The 14,912-nt window shown below is 67.3% G+C and carries 14 protein-coding genes; 9 read left to right on the top strand and 5 right to left on the bottom strand.

What is annotated here, in order from left to right:
- Positions 1-1,076, bottom strand: a 1,076-nt coding sequence (locus E1263_RS22325; RefSeq protein WP_132170451.1) for a glycosyltransferase family 39 protein, incomplete at its 3' end; no start/stop codon positions are given.
- Between the two features lie 107 nt (positions 1,077-1,183).
- On the opposite strand from E1263_RS22325, the gene E1263_RS22320 reads away from it, so the two are divergent.
- From E1263_RS22320 to E1263_RS22305, 4 genes are all read left to right on the top strand, one after another.
- Complete coding sequence (locus E1263_RS22320; RefSeq protein ID WP_238161411.1) at positions 1,184-2,278, top strand: GntR family transcriptional regulator; 1,095 nt, start codon at positions 1,184-1,186, stop codon at positions 2,276-2,278.
- A 46-nt stretch (positions 2,279-2,324) separates the two neighbouring features.
- Positions 2,325-3,911 carry a histidine kinase gene (locus E1263_RS22315; RefSeq protein ID WP_132170449.1) on the top strand — a complete coding sequence of 529 codons (1,587 nt, stop codon included), beginning with the start codon at positions 2,325-2,327 and terminating at the stop codon, positions 3,909-3,911.
- On the top strand, positions 3,908-4,564 hold the full coding sequence (locus tag E1263_RS22310; RefSeq protein WP_132170447.1) for a response regulator: 657 nt from the start codon (positions 3,908-3,910) through the stop codon (positions 4,562-4,564). Before E1263_RS22315 ends, E1263_RS22310 begins: the two co-directional genes overlap by 4 nt.
- A 224-nt stretch (positions 4,565-4,788) precedes the next feature.
- Positions 4,789-6,345: a MinD/ParA family ATP-binding protein gene (locus E1263_RS22305; protein ID WP_238161410.1), complete on the top strand. Its 1,557-nt coding sequence runs from the start codon at positions 4,789-4,791 to the stop codon at positions 6,343-6,345.
- 52 nt (positions 6,346-6,397) lie between these two features.
- Here E1263_RS22305 and E1263_RS22300 read toward each other — a convergent pair whose 3' ends face one another.
- Entirely contained in the window at positions 6,398-7,048 is a 651-nt protein-coding gene (locus tag E1263_RS22300) for a DedA family protein (protein WP_132170443.1), read from the bottom strand.
- A gap of 158 nt (positions 7,049-7,206) precedes the next feature.
- On the opposite strand from E1263_RS22300, the gene thrS reads away from it, so the two are divergent.
- Together thrS and E1263_RS22290 are read left to right on the top strand one after the other, a co-directional pair.
- Positions 7,207-9,228, top strand: a complete 2,022-nt coding sequence (gene thrS / locus E1263_RS22295; RefSeq protein ID WP_132170441.1) for a threonine--tRNA ligase — start codon at positions 7,207-7,209, stop codon at positions 9,226-9,228.
- Positions 9,225-9,797: an HIT family protein gene (locus E1263_RS22290; RefSeq protein ID WP_132170439.1), complete on the top strand. Its 573-nt coding sequence runs from the start codon at positions 9,225-9,227 to the stop codon at positions 9,795-9,797. Before thrS ends, E1263_RS22290 begins: the two co-directional genes overlap by 4 nt.
- Before the next feature lie 96 nt (positions 9,798-9,893).
- Here the strand turns inward: E1263_RS22290 and E1263_RS22285 are convergent, their stop codons facing one another.
- Positions 9,894-10,175 carry a hypothetical protein gene (locus E1263_RS22285; RefSeq protein ID WP_132170437.1) on the bottom strand — a complete coding sequence of 94 codons (282 nt, stop codon included), beginning with the start codon at positions 10,173-10,175 and terminating at the stop codon, positions 9,894-9,896.
- 214 nt (positions 10,176-10,389) lie between these two features.
- On the opposite strand from E1263_RS22285, the gene E1263_RS22280 reads away from it, so the two are divergent.
- Positions 10,390-11,442, top strand: coding sequence for a hypothetical protein (locus E1263_RS22280; protein ID WP_132170435.1), 1,053 nt, complete (start codon positions 10,390-10,392; stop codon positions 11,440-11,442).
- A 9-nt stretch (positions 11,443-11,451) separates the two neighbouring features.
- Here E1263_RS22280 and E1263_RS22275 read toward each other — a convergent pair whose 3' ends face one another.
- A complete protein-coding gene (locus tag E1263_RS22275; protein ID WP_238161409.1) occupies positions 11,452-12,396 on the bottom strand; it encodes a hypothetical protein in 945 nt (314 codons plus the stop codon).
- Between the two features lie 92 nt (positions 12,397-12,488).
- Between E1263_RS22275 and pgsA the strand changes: the two genes are divergently transcribed.
- Together pgsA and E1263_RS22265 are read left to right on the top strand one after the other, a co-directional pair.
- Positions 12,489-13,151 carry a phosphatidylinositol phosphate synthase gene (gene pgsA / locus E1263_RS22270; protein WP_132170433.1) on the top strand — a complete coding sequence of 221 codons (663 nt, stop codon included), beginning with the start codon at positions 12,489-12,491 and terminating at the stop codon, positions 13,149-13,151.
- Between the two features lie 3 nt (positions 13,152-13,154).
- Positions 13,155-14,024, top strand: coding sequence for a phosphatidylinositol mannoside acyltransferase (locus E1263_RS22265; RefSeq protein WP_132170431.1), 870 nt, complete (start codon positions 13,155-13,157; stop codon positions 14,022-14,024).
- Here the strand turns inward: E1263_RS22265 and E1263_RS22260 are convergent, their stop codons facing one another.
- On the bottom strand, positions 14,025-14,804 hold the full coding sequence (locus tag E1263_RS22260; protein WP_132170429.1) for an NAD(P)H-dependent oxidoreductase: 780 nt from the start codon (positions 14,802-14,804) through the stop codon (positions 14,025-14,027).
- Positions 14,805-14,912: the final 108 nt, after the last annotated feature.

Here is a 14,912-nt window from a genome sequence, read left to right as displayed (position 1 = left end):
AGTTGTTCGCCTTGCTCCTGGTTGACGGGGATGACGAGGTTGACGGCGGAGGTGGGGAGGACGGGGAGGGTGAAGATCGCGGAGGTGACCGCGGTGAAAGCGAGTGCGGTGGCGGCAAGCGGTTTGTGAGTCACCACCCAGGTGAGGGTGGGCTCGGCGCCTGCGGCCATGAGGACGTAGAGGAGCGGTAGGGCGTAGTAGGACTTGCCGCCGGTGGCCAGTACGGCGATACAGAGCACGGGGTAGGCGAGTGCTACTGCTCTTGGCCACTGGAGCTTCCACAGTCTGCGGAAGCCAGCTACCCAGACGGGGAGTAGGAGGGGCGCTAGCTGGAGGACTTGCAGGGGGATGAACATGATGCGGTTCTCGGTGCCGTCGTCTTCGCTGATGCCGGTGGCGACCGTCAGCTGGGGCCAGCCGTGCTGGAACTGCCAGATGACGTTGGGCAGCGCCACCACACCGGCTATGACCAGGCCGGCGGGGAACCACCAGGTGCGGAGCACCGAGCGTGGGCCCACCAACAGGAGTGCCACGAGGAGCGCCGCGACGGGCAGGACGACGAGGTACTTGTTCTCCAGGGCAACTCCCGCGGTTAGGCCGAGTGCTAACCAGTAGCGGGTGTCGTGGGTGCGCAGGAGCTTGACGGCGAAGAGAGCGATCAGCATCCAGGCCAGCAGGTCGAAGGTCGCTGTGGAAACCATGTGGCCCACGCCGGGCAGGAAGCCGGAGACTGCGGCGCACACGGCGGCCACTTGCTGGCCAGAGCGCGCACTGCCGAATTCGCGGGCCAGTAGGGCGATCACGATGACGGTGGCGGCGCTCGCGAGCGTGGCGACTACGCGGAGCCCCATGGGGGTGTTGCCGAAGAGCTCCGTGGAGATGCGCGCCAGCAGCGGCGTTAGGGGCGGCTGATCGACGTACCCCCAATCCAGCTTCTGGCCGGCGACGAGGAAGTAGAGCTCGTCGCGGTGATAGCCGTACCGGCCGGACAGAACAGTCAGTACGACGGCCAGTCCGGCGGCGACTGCGGCGACCGGGCCAGCGGCGAAGGGGGACACGGGGCGTGGGGCGTCCATGGCCGAAATGCTGGCAGCCGGAGAGGGCAAGTACCAGGTTCAACTCCTGGTATGCCTGTGAAGATGCTTTGATATGCCAACCGGACAGCGTGAGGGAGGTCGGTCGGGTGCTGCTTTACGAGGAGATCTGTGCACGGCTGCTCGACCAGATCCGCCGGGGAGCGCTGGGGCCGGGCGATCGGGTCGCGTCGGAGATGGAGCTGGCGGCGGAGTTTCACGTCAGCCGGATCACGTCGAAGCGAGCCCTCGAGGTGCTGCGCGAGGCCGGGCTGGTGGAGCGTGTCCGCGGCAAGGGCACGTTCGTGGTGCAGCAGTTGCCCGATCTGTCCGACTTGACGATGCCGCTCCGCGGCCGGGTGGCGGCACCCCGACGTGAGGCTCGGACGATCGCCCTCGTCGTACCGGATGTCTCGGACTCCTACGGCCTCGAGCTGATGTGCGCGATCGAGGAGCGGTGTGCGGAGCACGAAACGCACTTGATCGTACGGCGGACGCACGGCCGGCAGGTCGATGAGGAGAAGGCCGTGGATTCGCTGGTCGCGACCGGCGAGGTGGACGGGCTGATCGTGTTCCCGGTGCACGGGGACTTCTACAACGCGAGCCTGTTGCGCCAGGTGCTCGACGGCTATCCGATCGTGCTCGTCGACCGGCACCTGTCGGGGATCCCGGTCGCCGCGGTGCACACCGACAACGTCGAAGCGGCCCGCGCGCTGACCACGCAGCTGCTCGACCAGGGTCATGAGCACATCGCGTTCGTCTCGCCGCCGGCCGTCAACACCTCGTCGATCGAGGAGCGGCTCGACGGGTTCCGCTCGGCCTTTCAGGGGCGTGGGCAGGCCTACGAGCTGACCGACCTGCGCAGCACGCTGCCCGGCTCGATGGAGAGCGTTCAGGGCGACATCGACGCGATTCGCGCGTTCCGCGACCAGTTTCCCGAGGTGACGGCGTACTTCGCGTGTGAGTACAACCTGGCCCGGATGACGGATCGGGCGCTCGGCGGCGAGCGCGTGGTCGCGTGTTTCGACTCTCCGGGGGACTCGATCGGTGGTCCGCCGTACCTGCATGTGCGGCAGAACCAGCGCGAGATGGGCCGGATGGCGGTGGATCTGCTGATCGCGCGGTTGAGCGGTGAAACGGTGCCGAACCTGAGCTATGTGCCGTTCGAGATCGTTGATGCCGAGAGCAACAGATCGAGGACCTGACTTTCGGCAGTGCTGCGCGGACCGGCGGCTGTGTAGCGTCGGTGCAATGAAATGGCGGCGCTGGGGTGATGTCGGCCTGTGGGTCGCGCTGAGCTTGCCCGTGCTCGCGGAGAGCGGTGCTCGGGACGATCCCTGGTGGATGCGGATTGCGTGCCTGCTGACGGTGGGTGCGGCGGTGGTGTTGCGGCGGCGTCGGCCGTTGCTGGCGCTGGCGCTCGTTTCTTGGGCAGAGAGCGCGATCTTGGCGTTCTCGATGGGGACTCGGGCCGGCGTCCCGATCGCGTTGGTGTTCGCGATCATCGTGCTGAGCTATTTGGCCGGGCGGCGTGAGACGCAGCTCAAGCACTTCGTGATGTTGTGCAGCTGGACGTTGCTCGGGGAGTTGGCGCTCTCGCTGGTCGTGCAGCCGGAGGTTCCGAAAACGGAGTCCGTGCTGACTTGGCTGCTCGTGTTGTTGCTGGCGCTGTTGCTGGTCGCGCTGCCCTGGCTGATCGGGCGGTATCGCGCGCAGCAGGCGCTGCTGGAGTCGGCGGGCTGGGAACGCGCTGAGCGGATCGAGCGCGAGCAGCGGATGGCTGTTGCGCAAGAACGCCTCAGAGAGCGCTCTCGGATCGCTCAGGACATGCACGACTCGGTCGGCCACGAGCTGAGCTTGATCGCATTGCGGGCTGCGGCATTGGAGCTCGATCCGGCGCTGGGTGACGAGCAACGACAGGCGGCGAGTTCGCTGCGGGAAGCGGCGGCGACGGCGACTGAGCGGTTGGGCGAGATCATCGGCGTACTGCGAGAGGCCGAGGCCACGACCGTCCCGCGGGACGAGTCGGTGGCAGCCTTGGTCGAGCGTGCGGCCGCGTCAGGGCTCGAGGTCGAGTTGGTCGAGGAAGGCGATGCCGAGCTGGCGCCGATGGTCGACCGGGCCGTGCATCGGGTGGTGCAGGAGTCGCTGACGAACGCGAGTAAGCACGCGCCCGGGGGAGCGGTCTCCGTGACCGTGCTCCGCGAGGACGAAGTCGTCGTGACTGTGGTCGACACCGGCGCGCAACGGCCGGTCCCGGCGCCGCTCCCGTCGAGCGGTCGCGGACTGGACGGTCTGCGAGAGCGCGTCCGGCTCGTAGGCGGAAGCCTGTACGCCGGTCCACGCGCGACCGGCGGATTCGAAGTACGAGCGACCATCCCGCGGGCAGGTGGTCGCCCCGAGCACGCAGCGGACGACAAACCGGGTGAGCTCTCCGGTGTAGCTGGTGAGCGGGATCAGGTCCGGCGGACTGCGCGGCGGGGGCTGGTGACGGCAGTCGTGGTGCCGTTGGGGTTGGGGGCAGTGATCGGGGTGGTTGCTTTGGGCTACTACCTCGTGACCGGGTACAGCTCGATCCTGCGGCCCGCCCAGTACGGCGAACTCACGCTCGGGCAGGCGGAGAGCGACGTACGCCGGGCGCTTCCGGCGATGGAGATGATCGATGCGCCGACGGAATCGTTCGTGCCACCGGCCGGTTGGTCGTGCCGGTATTACCGGCCGGCCGAGCCGTTCTCGATCACCTTTGCGTACCGGCTGTGTTTTGCGGGTGGGGTGCTGGTGGACAAGGCAGCTGTGCAGACCGGTTCGGTGCAACCAACTCCAGAGAGCACGAGATGACGATCAGAGTTCTGCTGGCCGATGACGAGCTGATGGTTCGGGCCGGCGTCCGGGCGATTCTTGCGACCGATGACGCCATCGAGGTGGTGGCTGAGGCGGGTGACGGGGTGGAGGCGGTCGAGCTTGCCCGCAAGCATCGGCCCGATGTCGCCGTACTGGATATCCGGATGCCGCGGATGGACGGGCTCGAAGCCGGTGCTGAGATCCGGCGGACCGTGCCGGAGACAGCGGTCGTGATGCTGACGACGTTCTCGGAGGACGCCTACATCGCCAGGGCATTGGGGGATGGCGCGAGTGGGTTCCTGCTGAAGTCCGGGGATCCACGGGAGTTGATCGCGGGGCTGAAGGCTGTCGCGGAAGGCGCCGCCTATCTGTCGCCGCGTGTTGCGCAACGGGTGATTGCCGAGCTGAGCGGCGGATCGATGGCGCGAGCCACGGCGGCCAAAGAGCAGGTCGATGTCCTGAGCCCGCGGGAACGCGAGGTGCTCGCGCTGGTTGGCGCAGGGCTGTCGAACGCCGAGATCGCCCGGCGACTGTTCCTGGTCGAGGGAACCGTGAAGGCTTATGTCAGTGCGATCCTGCTCCGGCTGGCCGTGAAGAACCGGGTGCAGGCCGCGATCGTTGCTTATGAAGCCGGTTTGGTGACGCATTGATCGCTGCGCGTGGCAGGAACCTGCGACGCTCCGGGTCGTGACATGGGATGGACACCGGGTCATGGGATAGTGGGACTTCCCGGGGACCTCACCTCCGGATCGACACCAAACCTGTGGGGCGCACCGCCGCCCCTTGCACAGAATCGGGGACCCAGGTCGTGACCGACTCGCACAACTCCGGACAACACAAAGACCGGGAAGCGGCGGCGGCCGAGGTCCGGAGAATGTGGCAACCGACGCCTTCCTGGACCCAGCCGGACGAGCCCGCCACCGACGAGGAGACTCAGACGGCGGAGGAGACCCCGGACGCGCTGTCCGAGGAGTTCCCCGGCGACTCGTGGTCCCGTCCCGCGGCCCAGTCCGTTCCGGGCCAGCCTGCTCCCTGGGAGAAGCAAACCCCTGCCGTGAGCCCGACCCCGGAGCCGCAGCCGACGCCTGCCCCGGCCAAGCCGTCTACTCCGTCGTGGACGCAGCCGGCCGCCGAGTCCGGCGCTTCCTGGACCCAGCCTGTTGCGGAGAAGCCTGACTTCGACGACGAGAGCGTTGACGACGTCAAGGCGACCGACGAGGTGGCCCCGACCGTTCACGGCAGCCACGCTGCGCCGACAGCCGACGTACCGGCTGCTCCTGCGCATGACTCCGGTCCGGCCGGTGCGCCGGAGCCGGTGCCCACTCCTGTGTTCGGTGGTCAGTCGTTCAGTGTCTCCCCGCCGCCCTTCGGTCAGGCCGCGCCGAGCACTCCGCCTGCGCAAGCTCCCCAGCAGGGTGGCCAGCCGCTGTCACCGGCCGCTCAGCACTTCTTCCCGCAGGGTGTCCCGGGGCAGAACGTGCCGCAGCAGCAGCGCGAGGTCTCGTACCGGACCGACGAGCTGATGCAGGCGCTGCCCCTCCCGCGGGAGGCTCCGGCCGAGCGCGGTGTCCGTAGCGTCCTACGGCTTCGCCCGGGCACCTCCGAGCGCTCGGATCGCATCGCGCGGGCGACCGCGGCGACTGCCTTCCGGCGTCCGGTCACGATCGTTGTGGCCAACCCCAAGGGCGGCTCGGGCAAGACCCCGACCACGCTGCTGCTGGCGGGTGCGCTCGGTCAGGCACGCGGTGGCGGTGTCGTGGCCTGGGACAACAATGAGCTCCGCGGCAACATGCACCTGCGCACGCACGACACGAACGCGCGCTCCACGGTGACCGACATGCTGCAGGCGATGGCCATGCTGACCCAGCCGGATGCCCGGCTCGGCGACGTCGCGGCGTACCTGCGGCACCAGGTCTCCGGCCAGTACGACGTTCTGACGTCGGCGACCACGACGTATGCGCAGATCGAGGCGAAGGACTTCGACCAGATCCACCGCCTGCTGAGCCGCTTCTACAAGGTGCTCGTCATCGACACCGGCAACAACGAGGGCTCCAGCAACTGGCGCGAGGCGATGAAGGCGGCCGACGCCCTCGTCATCCCGATCAAGTGGAAGAGCCTGTCCTGTGCGGCCGCCGTACAGATGCTGGAGGAGCTGGACAACCAGGGTCCCGAGGCGCAGCGGCTGATCCGGCGCGCGATCATCGCGGTCTCGAACGGTCCCGGCGACATCAACCGCGAGGTGGAGAAGCAGCTCCGGCCGTACTTCGAGTCCCGCGCGGCCGCGGTCGTCGACATCCCCACCGACCAGCACATCGCCGCTGAAGGTGCTCTCGATCACTCCGCTCTGCAGCCTGCCACCCGTCGCGCCGGCCTGGAGTTGGCCGCTCGGGTGTCGGAGCAGATCTCGATCGCGCTCAACGTCCCGCGCTAACTGAACGAACAAAGCGCCCCGGCTCATCACGAGCCGGGGCGCTTCTTTCGTTCTAGGCCTTCTCACCCACAAGTTCAGGCTCAAGCTCAGCCTCGACCACAGGTTGACGCTTGCGGCGGTAGTGGCGGACGACCTCGACGATCAACGTCACCCCGAGGGCCAGCCCGATGCCGAGGACGACGCCCTTGAGCGGGTTGTCCTCGAAGGCCTTGCCGCCGATGTAGCCGACCAGGCTGCAGTAGATACCCCAGGTGATAGCTGCCAGGGCCGCGTACGGCGTGAAGCGGCGGAGCGGATAGCGGACGCTGCCCATGGTGAGCGTGACGGCGGTGCGGCCGCCGGGGATGTAGCGCGCGACGATCAGGACCAGGCCGCCGCGGTCGGCGAGCGCTCGTCTGGACCACATGATGGCGGTATGGCGTTTGGTGCCGGGCTTGACGCGGTCGAGCATCCGGCCGCCGGCACCGCGGCCCAGCAGGTAGGACAGGTGGTCGCCGACGAAGGCGCCGAGGGCGGCGACGACGATGACGACGTACAGGTTGGGTTGGCCGATCGAGGCGGCGAAGACGCCGGCCGTGATGACCAGGGTCTCGCTCGGGACCGCGGGGAAGAAGCCGTCCAGCGCGGCGAACCCCCAGACCGCCAGGTAGATCCACCAGGAGGACATGAGTTCTTCGGCGAAGTGCAGCAGGGCGTCGGCCATGAGACGACGGTACGAAGGACAGACCCCTGCCCACATCGGACGACAGACCTGACTGACCCCCTACTTTCGTCAGGGGTCGGCGTCATCCAATAAAGCCCGGCGCCGATACCATTCGTGCGGGACCGGCAGTGGGCCGGTCGTCAGGCGAGGAGTTCACCGTGTCGGAAGTCAAGGTCCATCTGGTCGGCGTCGAGGGCGAGGCTGAGCGGAGTGTGACCGAGACGACGACGATCGGGGAGCTGTTCGCCGAGCTGTTCGGTCAGGACCGCTCCGCCATCGCCGCGAAGGTCAACGGCGAGCTGCGCGATTTGTCCAAGGTGATCGAGGACGGCGACGAGATCGAGCCGGTCAAGGCTGCCTCGGACGACGGCCGCGCGATCATCCGGCACTCGACCGCGCACGTGCTGGCGCAGGCGGTGCAGGAGCTGTTCCCATCGGCGAAGCTCGGCATCGGCCCGCCGGTCGAGAACGGTTTCTACTACGACTTCGATGTCGAGACCCCGTTCACCCCGGACGACCTCGGCAAGCTCGAGAAGAAGATGCAGCAGATCATCAAGGAGCGGCAGCGGTTCAGCCGCCGGGTGGTCTCCGACGACGACGCGCGCAGCGAGCTTTCCGCCGAGCCGTACAAGCTTGAGCTGATCGGCATCAAGGGTTCAGCGGCTGAGGCCGCCGAGGGTGCCAGTGTTGAGGTCGGTAGCGGCGAGCTGACGATCTACGACAACATCCGGCGCGACGACACCGTCGCCTGGAAGGACCTGTGCCGCGGCCCGCACGTTCCGGCGACCGGCTACTTGGGCAACTTCAAGCTGATGCGGACGGCAGCGGCGTACTGGCGTGGATCTGAGAAGAACCCGCAGCTGCAGCGCATCTACGGTACGGCGTGGGAGTCGCGCGACGAGCTGAAGGCATACCTGACCCGTTTGGAGGAGGCCGCCAAGCGCGACCACCGCAAGCTGGGCACGGAGCTCGACCTGTTCAGCTTTCCCGACGAGATCGGCTCCGGCCTCGCGGTCTTCCACCCCAAGGGCGGCCTGCTGCGCAAGGTGATGGAGGACTACTCCCGCCAGCGTCACGTCGAGGACGGCTACGAGTTCGTCTACTCGCCGCACATCACCAAGGGACAGCTGTTCGAGAAGTCGGGCCACCTGGACTGGTACGCCGACGGCATGTACCCGCCCATGCACCTCGACGAGGAGCGTGGCGCGGACGGGCAGATCCGCAAGCAGGGCCAGGACTACTACCTGAAGCCCATGAACTGCCCGATGCACAACCTGATCTTCGCCGCGCGGGGCCGCTCGTACCGCGAGCTGCCGTTGCGGCTGTTCGAGTTCGGCACCGTGTACCGGCTGGAGAAGTCCGGTGTCATCCACGGCATGACCCGGGCCCGCGGCTTCACCCAGGACGATGCGCACATCTACTGCACGCGTGAGCAGATGCGTGACGAGCTCAAGAACCTGCTGACCTTCGTGCTCGGTCTGCTGGCTGACTACGGTCTGGACGACTTCTACCTGGAGCTGTCCACGAAGAACCCGGAGAAGTTCGTCGGGTCCGACGAGGTCTGGGAAGAGGCGACCAACACGCTGCGCGAGGTTGCCGAGGGCTCCGGCCTGGAGCTGGTCCCGGACCCGGGCGGCGCCGCGTTCTACGGCCCGAAGATCTCGGTGCAGGCCCGCGACGCGATCGGCCGCACCTGGCAGATGTCGACGATCCAGCTGGACTTCAACCTGCCGGAGCGGTTCGAGCTGGAGTACACCGCGCCGGACGGTTCGCGTCAGCGCCCGGTGATGATCCACCGCGCGCTGTTCGGCTCGATCGAGCGGTTCGTCGCGGTCCTGGTCGAGCACTACGCCGGCGTCTTCCCGCCGTGGCTCGCCCCGGTTCAGGTGACCGGCATCCCGATCACCGACGGCCACGTCGACTACCTGTACGACGTCGCCAAGCAGCTGAAGTCGCAGGGGATCCGCATCGAGGTCGACGGTTCGGACGAGCGGATGCAGAAGAAGATCCGCAACGCGCAGAAGTCGAAGGTGCCGTTCATGCTCATAGCGGGTGACGAGGACATGGCCGCCGGCTCGGTCTCCTTCCGCTACCGCGACGGCACGCAGAAGAACGGCGTACCGGTCGCGGATGCGATCGCCGAGATCGTCGAGGCCGTCGCAAAGCGCGTGCAGGTATGACGGAGACCCCGGAGTCGCCGTACCAGCCTGAGGAGCTGGTGCGGCAGGACGGGGTCGGGGTGGCCGATCCGTTCCTGCGGCTGTGGACGCCGCATCGGATGGCCTATATCGAGGGCGAGAATAAGCCCACGAGCAAGGACGCCGGTTCGGGCTGCCCGTTCTGCCGGCTGCCGGGGGAGCCCGATGCCGACGCGTTGATCGTGCATCGGGCCGAGGCGGCGTACGCCGTACTGAATCTGTATCCGTACAACCCGGGGCACCTGATGCTGGTGCCGTTCCGGCACGTGGCCGACTACACCGAGCTGACGCCGGCTGAGGTGTCGGACATCTCGGCGTTGACGCAGCAGGCGATGCTGGCGGTCCGGGCAGTGTCAGATGCGCATGGGTTCAACATCGGTATGAATCAGGGCGAGATCGCCGGGGCGGGGATCGCTGGTCACCTGCATCAGCATGTCGTGCCGCGCTGGTCCGGCGACGCGAACTTCATGCCGGTAATCGGCCAGACCAAGGTGTTGCCGCAGTTGCTCGCCGACACCCGCGCGCTACTGGCAAAGGCCTGGCCAAGCTAACCGGGCGAGGTTGGCCTTTGTGGTACTTCACTGCCGCTCGGTGGCAGTGAAGTACCACAAAGAACGTCGATGGCCAGGTGAAGATGGGCCGCCGGCTCAGTGCACCCAGATTGCGCCGTTGTCGTACTCGATGCACTCGGTATGATCGCGTTCGCATGGCCAGATATCAGCCGTATCGATCCATTTGATCGTGGCCCGCTCGCCGCTCCCGTGGACAGCGAGCAGGTCCTCGAGCGATGCCCACTGCGACGTTGCCAGGGGTTGGCCGGGCCAGTGCACGGCGAGTTGCCCGCTCGACCAAACGATGCCCTCAGCAACGATTCCGGCCTCGTGTTGCACAAGCCAGAACCGGCGCGGCGGTGCACTTGAGATTGACATAGGTGTTCCCCAGAGGTGTGGACGGCGAGTGGAACGGCCAGGGCGACAGGGCAGGGGAGACGGCGCACCGCCCTGCGCGCTCGGGGCTCACCTGCCGCCCTGGCCTGCCCCCAACTCTGCTGGCAAGCACGCAACGGAACCACCGAGGCAACCGATGATCATTTCCGCCACACCTCCCCGTCAGGCAGGGACATTTCGTGGCACCATGATTACCGTGAGTACCAATCCAGCGGTCCGGCCGAGCGCGGGCGGGAGCATGCGCCAGGAGCGACGGCAGTGGGCCGCCGAGTTACGTGGCCAGGGATCCACCTGGGCTGAGATAGCAGATGCATTCGCCGACCGGTACGGCGTCAATCGGCGGGTCGCGTTCCGCCTGGTTCGGGATTGGAGCCAGCGCGATGCCGCGGACCGGTGGAACCACCGGTGGCCCGCCGATCCGAAGACTTTCAAGAACTTCTCGTACTGGGAGCAGTGGCCGGCGTCGAGTGGATACGCACCTTCGCTCGACGTGCTGTCCAGGCTCGCCGAACTCTATGACTGCTCGATCGCTGACCTGGTCGCAGATTGCGCCGACTTCCGCTCAGCCGACCCGAACCACCACGCCACGTCGCAACTGGCGAATCTAGCGGTCGGCCTCGCCCCTCCGGCTGACGAGGACGCCGGGCGCCGCGTCGCCGACGAGGTTGAGAACACGAGTCCCGAAGTACTGGGGCGTACTGTTGCGGCCTGGCTCAGCAAGGCCGATCCGCGACTGGGCCGGCGCAGTCTGCTCACGAAGTTGTCCGCTGCGCTCGCGTTCGCCGCAGCAACGCCGACGGTCGCCGCCGCGGCGGCCGACGAGCCGACACCGATGTCAGCCAACCAGCATGATCTGAGCGGCATCTGGCACTCGCGATACATGTACTACTCGTCCGGCAGACAAGGCGAACTCGCCTGCGAGCACTACATCGTCCTTCGGCAGCGAGGTGACCAGTTGGTCGGTGAGAACGTTCCGGCCCGCAACGACTCACTGGTCCGGCTCGATCTCACACTGCGCGGGACTGTTGCAACCGGCACTTGGTCTGAACGCACGAGCACCGACGGCTACTACCACGGTCGCGAATACCACGGCGCCATTCAGTTGGTCATCGACCCGATGGGCAAGGCGATGACCGGCCGCTGGGTGGGGGTCGACAGGCAGTTCACTGTCGGCAGCAACGTGTGGGAACTCCAATGGATTGACACCGCCTCCGCCACGACCCAACGCGAGTACCGCAACCTCGTCTAAACCGGGTCTTTACCTCAGGAACAGCGGCTTCATCGGGTCGACGATGTCCGACAGCGCGGTGAGGCTGACCTCTCGTGGCGGACTGGTGAGCGCCGTTACCCGTACGACGCGGCGGCCGACTCGGAAGACGAGTTCGCCTTCTTCGGGGAGGTAGTAGCCGGGGCGACCGATCGGGGCGCTGCGGGGTGGTGGGACGCGCTCGGTTTCGGGGATGCTCGGCTGGTCGAAGGCCTCGACGATCGAGACGGTGGCGTCCGATGTGCCCCAGATGCAGGTCAGGGCGCCGTGCACCCGGTAGTCCCGTCGCAACTGCGCGGCGGCGCCGATGAATTTCTCGGCGGTTGAGTTCGACAGCTGACAGGTCGGGTCGGTTTGGCGGGCAGCCCGCAACACAGCCGGTACGGCGTCCTTCGCGGCCAGCGCGATGATGACGGCCTTGGCGCGGTCGACGCCGTCGGCCCGGCCTTGGTCGATTCCGCCGGCCGGGGTGACGCGGACGGCGTGGTCGGCGGTGATGAAGACGATTCGGGACTCGGTGATCTGCGCCTCGGGTCCGAGCTCGGACAACGGGGAGATGTGTCCGGCGCCGTTCAGCAGGCGGCCGAGAGAGTCGGGCTGGCGGGGGAGAGCGCTCACTCCGATCGTGACCGAGCGTCCTTCGACGAGCAGGGTGCAGAGATCGAGTGCGGGGAGACCGCCGTCGTTCCAGGCGCCCGGGTTCGCCGTGACCGGCACGCCGAGACGCACGGTCAGGTCGCGAGCGATCGTCGTACAGGCTTGTGGGCCTGGGGCGCCGGACCGGCCGTCGAGGCCAGTGGGCTGTGGGGGAGCGATTGCAGTCGGCGCACCGGCGGGCGGAGGCGCGACGGAGGGCCGGGGCTGATCGGCGTTGCGGGCGACCGAACAGGCGGGTATCAGCAGTGCGACGAGCACGGCGAACAGGGCGATTCGCATGCTTCACCTCCCAGGCGGATGAGTCCAGGATCACCTCTCGCAGGGTGGCTGTCATCCGATGGTGATCAGGAGCGGCTACGATCACCGACGCCATGCTTAACAGATTCCGGCACTTCTGGACCTTGGTGATCGCGCCGATCGCCAACCTCCTGCTCAAGCTCGGCGTGAGCGCCGACATGGTCACGCTCGTCGGCACCGTTGGGGTGTCCGCCGGAGCGATGATCTTCTTCCCACGCGGTCACCTCTGGGTGGGCGCGCTGGTGATCACCTGTTTCGTCTTCTCCGACCTGATCGACGGCTACATGGCCCGCACCTCGGGTACGTCGTCGAAGTGGGGCTCCTACCTGGACTCCACGCTGGACCGGATCGCCGACGGTGCGATCTTCGGTGCCCTGGTGCTCTTCTATGCCAATGTCAACGCGGGTGACTCGACGCTGATGGCGTCCGTCACGCTGTGGGCGCTGGTGATGGGCGCGGTCACGTCGTACGCGCGGGCCAAGGCCGAGAGCCTCGGGTACAAGGCGAGCGGCGGGCTCGCGGAGCGCGCCGACCGGCTGGTGTTCGTGCTGGTGACGGCGTTCTTCTCGGACCTGTTCAACCTGCCGATCCTGCTCGAGATCGTGATCTGGTACATCGCGGTCGCCAGCACCATCACGGTCGTCCAGCGGTCGCTGTCGGTTCGCAAGCAGGTGCGCGCGAACCCGGAGAGCGCTGGCCTCGACACCCCGCCACCCCCGGCCGACCCGAAGAGCTGACCTGTGGAAGCCGCTCGGCAGCGGGCTGTGGACTTGGCGTTCGCGCTCGCTTGGACCGTCGTACGCCGCCTGCCGGAACGAACTGTGACTTGGTTGTTCCGGCGAGTGGCGGATCGCACCTACCGCGGCAACGGCCGTGGGGTCCAGCGGTTGCGGAGCAATCTCGCGGTCGTCCGGCCCGAGGCGAGTCCGGCTGAGCTGGATGCTTTGACCCAGGCCGGGATGCGGTCCTACCTGCGGTATTGGCAGGAGGCGTTCCGGCTGCCGGACTGGACCGATGAGCAGATCATCGGCCGGGTCCGGACGGTCAACGAGAAGCTCCTCCGGGACGCCCATGCTGCGGGCAAGGGCGTCATCTGCGGGCTGCCGCACCTGGCGAACTACGACCACGCAGGGGCTTGGGCCGGCCGTACGGGGATGCCGGTGTGGACGGTCGCGGAGCGTCTGAAGCCGGAGTCCCTGTTCGACCGGTTCATTGCCTACCGCAAGCAGTTGGGCATGGAGGTGCTTCCACTCACGGGCAGTGACGTGGATGTCACTGCCGTGCTCGCGGAGCAATTGCAGGCCGGTCAGTTCGTCTGCCTGGTCGCCGACCGCGACCTGTCCGAGCGCGGCGTACCGGTCACGTTCTTCGGCCGGCCGTCGCGGATGCCGGTCGGTCCGGCCGCGTTGAGTCTCAAGACCGGCGCCCCCCTGATCCCGGCCACCCTGCACTTCGACGGTCCGGACCTCGTGATCACGTTCCACGATCCGGTCGGGACCGAGGGCGGGGCTGCCGCCATGACTCAGCGCTGCGCCGATGCCTATGCCGAGGGGATCGCTGCGCATCCTGAGGACTGGCACATGCTGCAGCGGATCTTCCTGGACGAGTGATCAGGCCCGCACATGCAGCCCGAAACCGGTCCGGCCTGCGGCTTCCAGCCCCTCCTTCAAATGCAGTGAGGGGATCTCGTAGTCGCCGAAGTTCTGCTTGCGGAACGCGATCGGCTCGGTCGAGTCCAGCGTGAGCAAGCGGTCCGTCCACGCCTTGACGACATCCGGGTAGTTCTCGGCGGACATCCGGTCGGTGCCGTAGAGCACGAACGGCGGCAGCACCTCGATCCCGGGGTAATAGAGGATGCCGTGGTGGATCGGGAACAGCAGATCGTCGATCGGTCCGTTGATCCCGCGCTCGGCGTAGTGCGCCTCCGGGCCGCCAGCCGTCACCGACAGCAAGGCCCGGCGGCCGGCGAGAGTGCCTTCCCCGAAGCGCTCGCCGTACTGGGTGTCGTTGTGCGCACCGACGCCGTACGCGAAGTGGTAGGTGAACACCCGGTCGACCCAGCCCTTGAGGATGGCGGGCATCGCGTACCACCACAGCGGGAACTGGAAGATGATCGTGTCCGCCCACATCAGCTTCTCCTGCTCGGCGCGCACGTCAGGGGTGAGGATGCCGGCGTCGAAGGCCCGGCCGGAGTCGCCGGGGATCTGCAACGGGCTGGAGGCGGCGGCGCCGAAGTCCGCGGCGTCCAGGACAGCTTTCCAGTTCATCGCGTACAGATCACTGACCAGTACGTCGTGCCCTGCGCTCTCGAGCGTGGTCACGGCGAGGTCCTTGAGCGAGCTGTTGAGCGACTTCTGCTCGGGGTGGGCGTAGACGATCAGCGTCTTCATCGGAACTCCTTCGGATCGGATGCCGACGATTCTGCGCAGCGCGGCGCGCGTTGTTCAGGGGCGCGACTTCCATCGGCCGGGACTTCCTGGTGTTGGCAGGGCCACCCT

It is taken from the genome of Kribbella antibiotica (assembly GCF_004349055.1).
Taxonomy (GTDB): domain Bacteria; phylum Actinomycetota; class Actinomycetes; order Propionibacteriales; family Kribbellaceae; genus Kribbella; species Kribbella antibiotica.
This window is presented reverse-complemented; position numbering and strand designations above follow the sequence as displayed.

Bases quoted from the DNA above. Each gene is read 5' to 3' on its own strand.
- E1263_RS22300 (WP_132170443.1), bottom strand. From the start codon at position 7,048: ATGGCCGACGCCCTGCTGCACTTCGCCGAAGAACTCATGTCCTCCTGG.
- E1263_RS22285 (WP_132170437.1), bottom strand. From the start codon at position 10,175: ATGTCAATCTCAAGTGCACCGCCGCGCCGGTTCTGGCTTGTGCAACAC.
- E1263_RS22305 (WP_238161410.1), top strand. From the start codon at position 4,789: ATGTGGCAACCGACGCCTTCCTGGACCCAGCCGGACGAGCCCGCCACC.
- E1263_RS22310 (WP_132170447.1), top strand. From the start codon at position 3,908: ATGACGATCAGAGTTCTGCTGGCCGATGACGAGCTGATGGTTCGGGCC.
- E1263_RS22315 (WP_132170449.1), top strand. From the start codon at position 2,325: ATGAAATGGCGGCGCTGGGGTGATGTCGGCCTGTGGGTCGCGCTGAGC.
- E1263_RS22260 (WP_132170429.1), bottom strand. From the start codon at position 14,804: ATGAAGACGCTGATCGTCTACGCCCACCCCGAGCAGAAGTCGCTCAAC.
- E1263_RS22290 (WP_132170439.1), top strand. From the start codon at position 9,225: ATGACGGAGACCCCGGAGTCGCCGTACCAGCCTGAGGAGCTGGTGCGG.
- E1263_RS22275 (WP_238161409.1), bottom strand. From the start codon at position 12,396: ATGCGAATCGCCCTGTTCGCCGTGCTCGTCGCACTGCTGATACCCGCC.
- pgsA (WP_132170433.1), top strand. From the start codon at position 12,489: ATGCTTAACAGATTCCGGCACTTCTGGACCTTGGTGATCGCGCCGATC.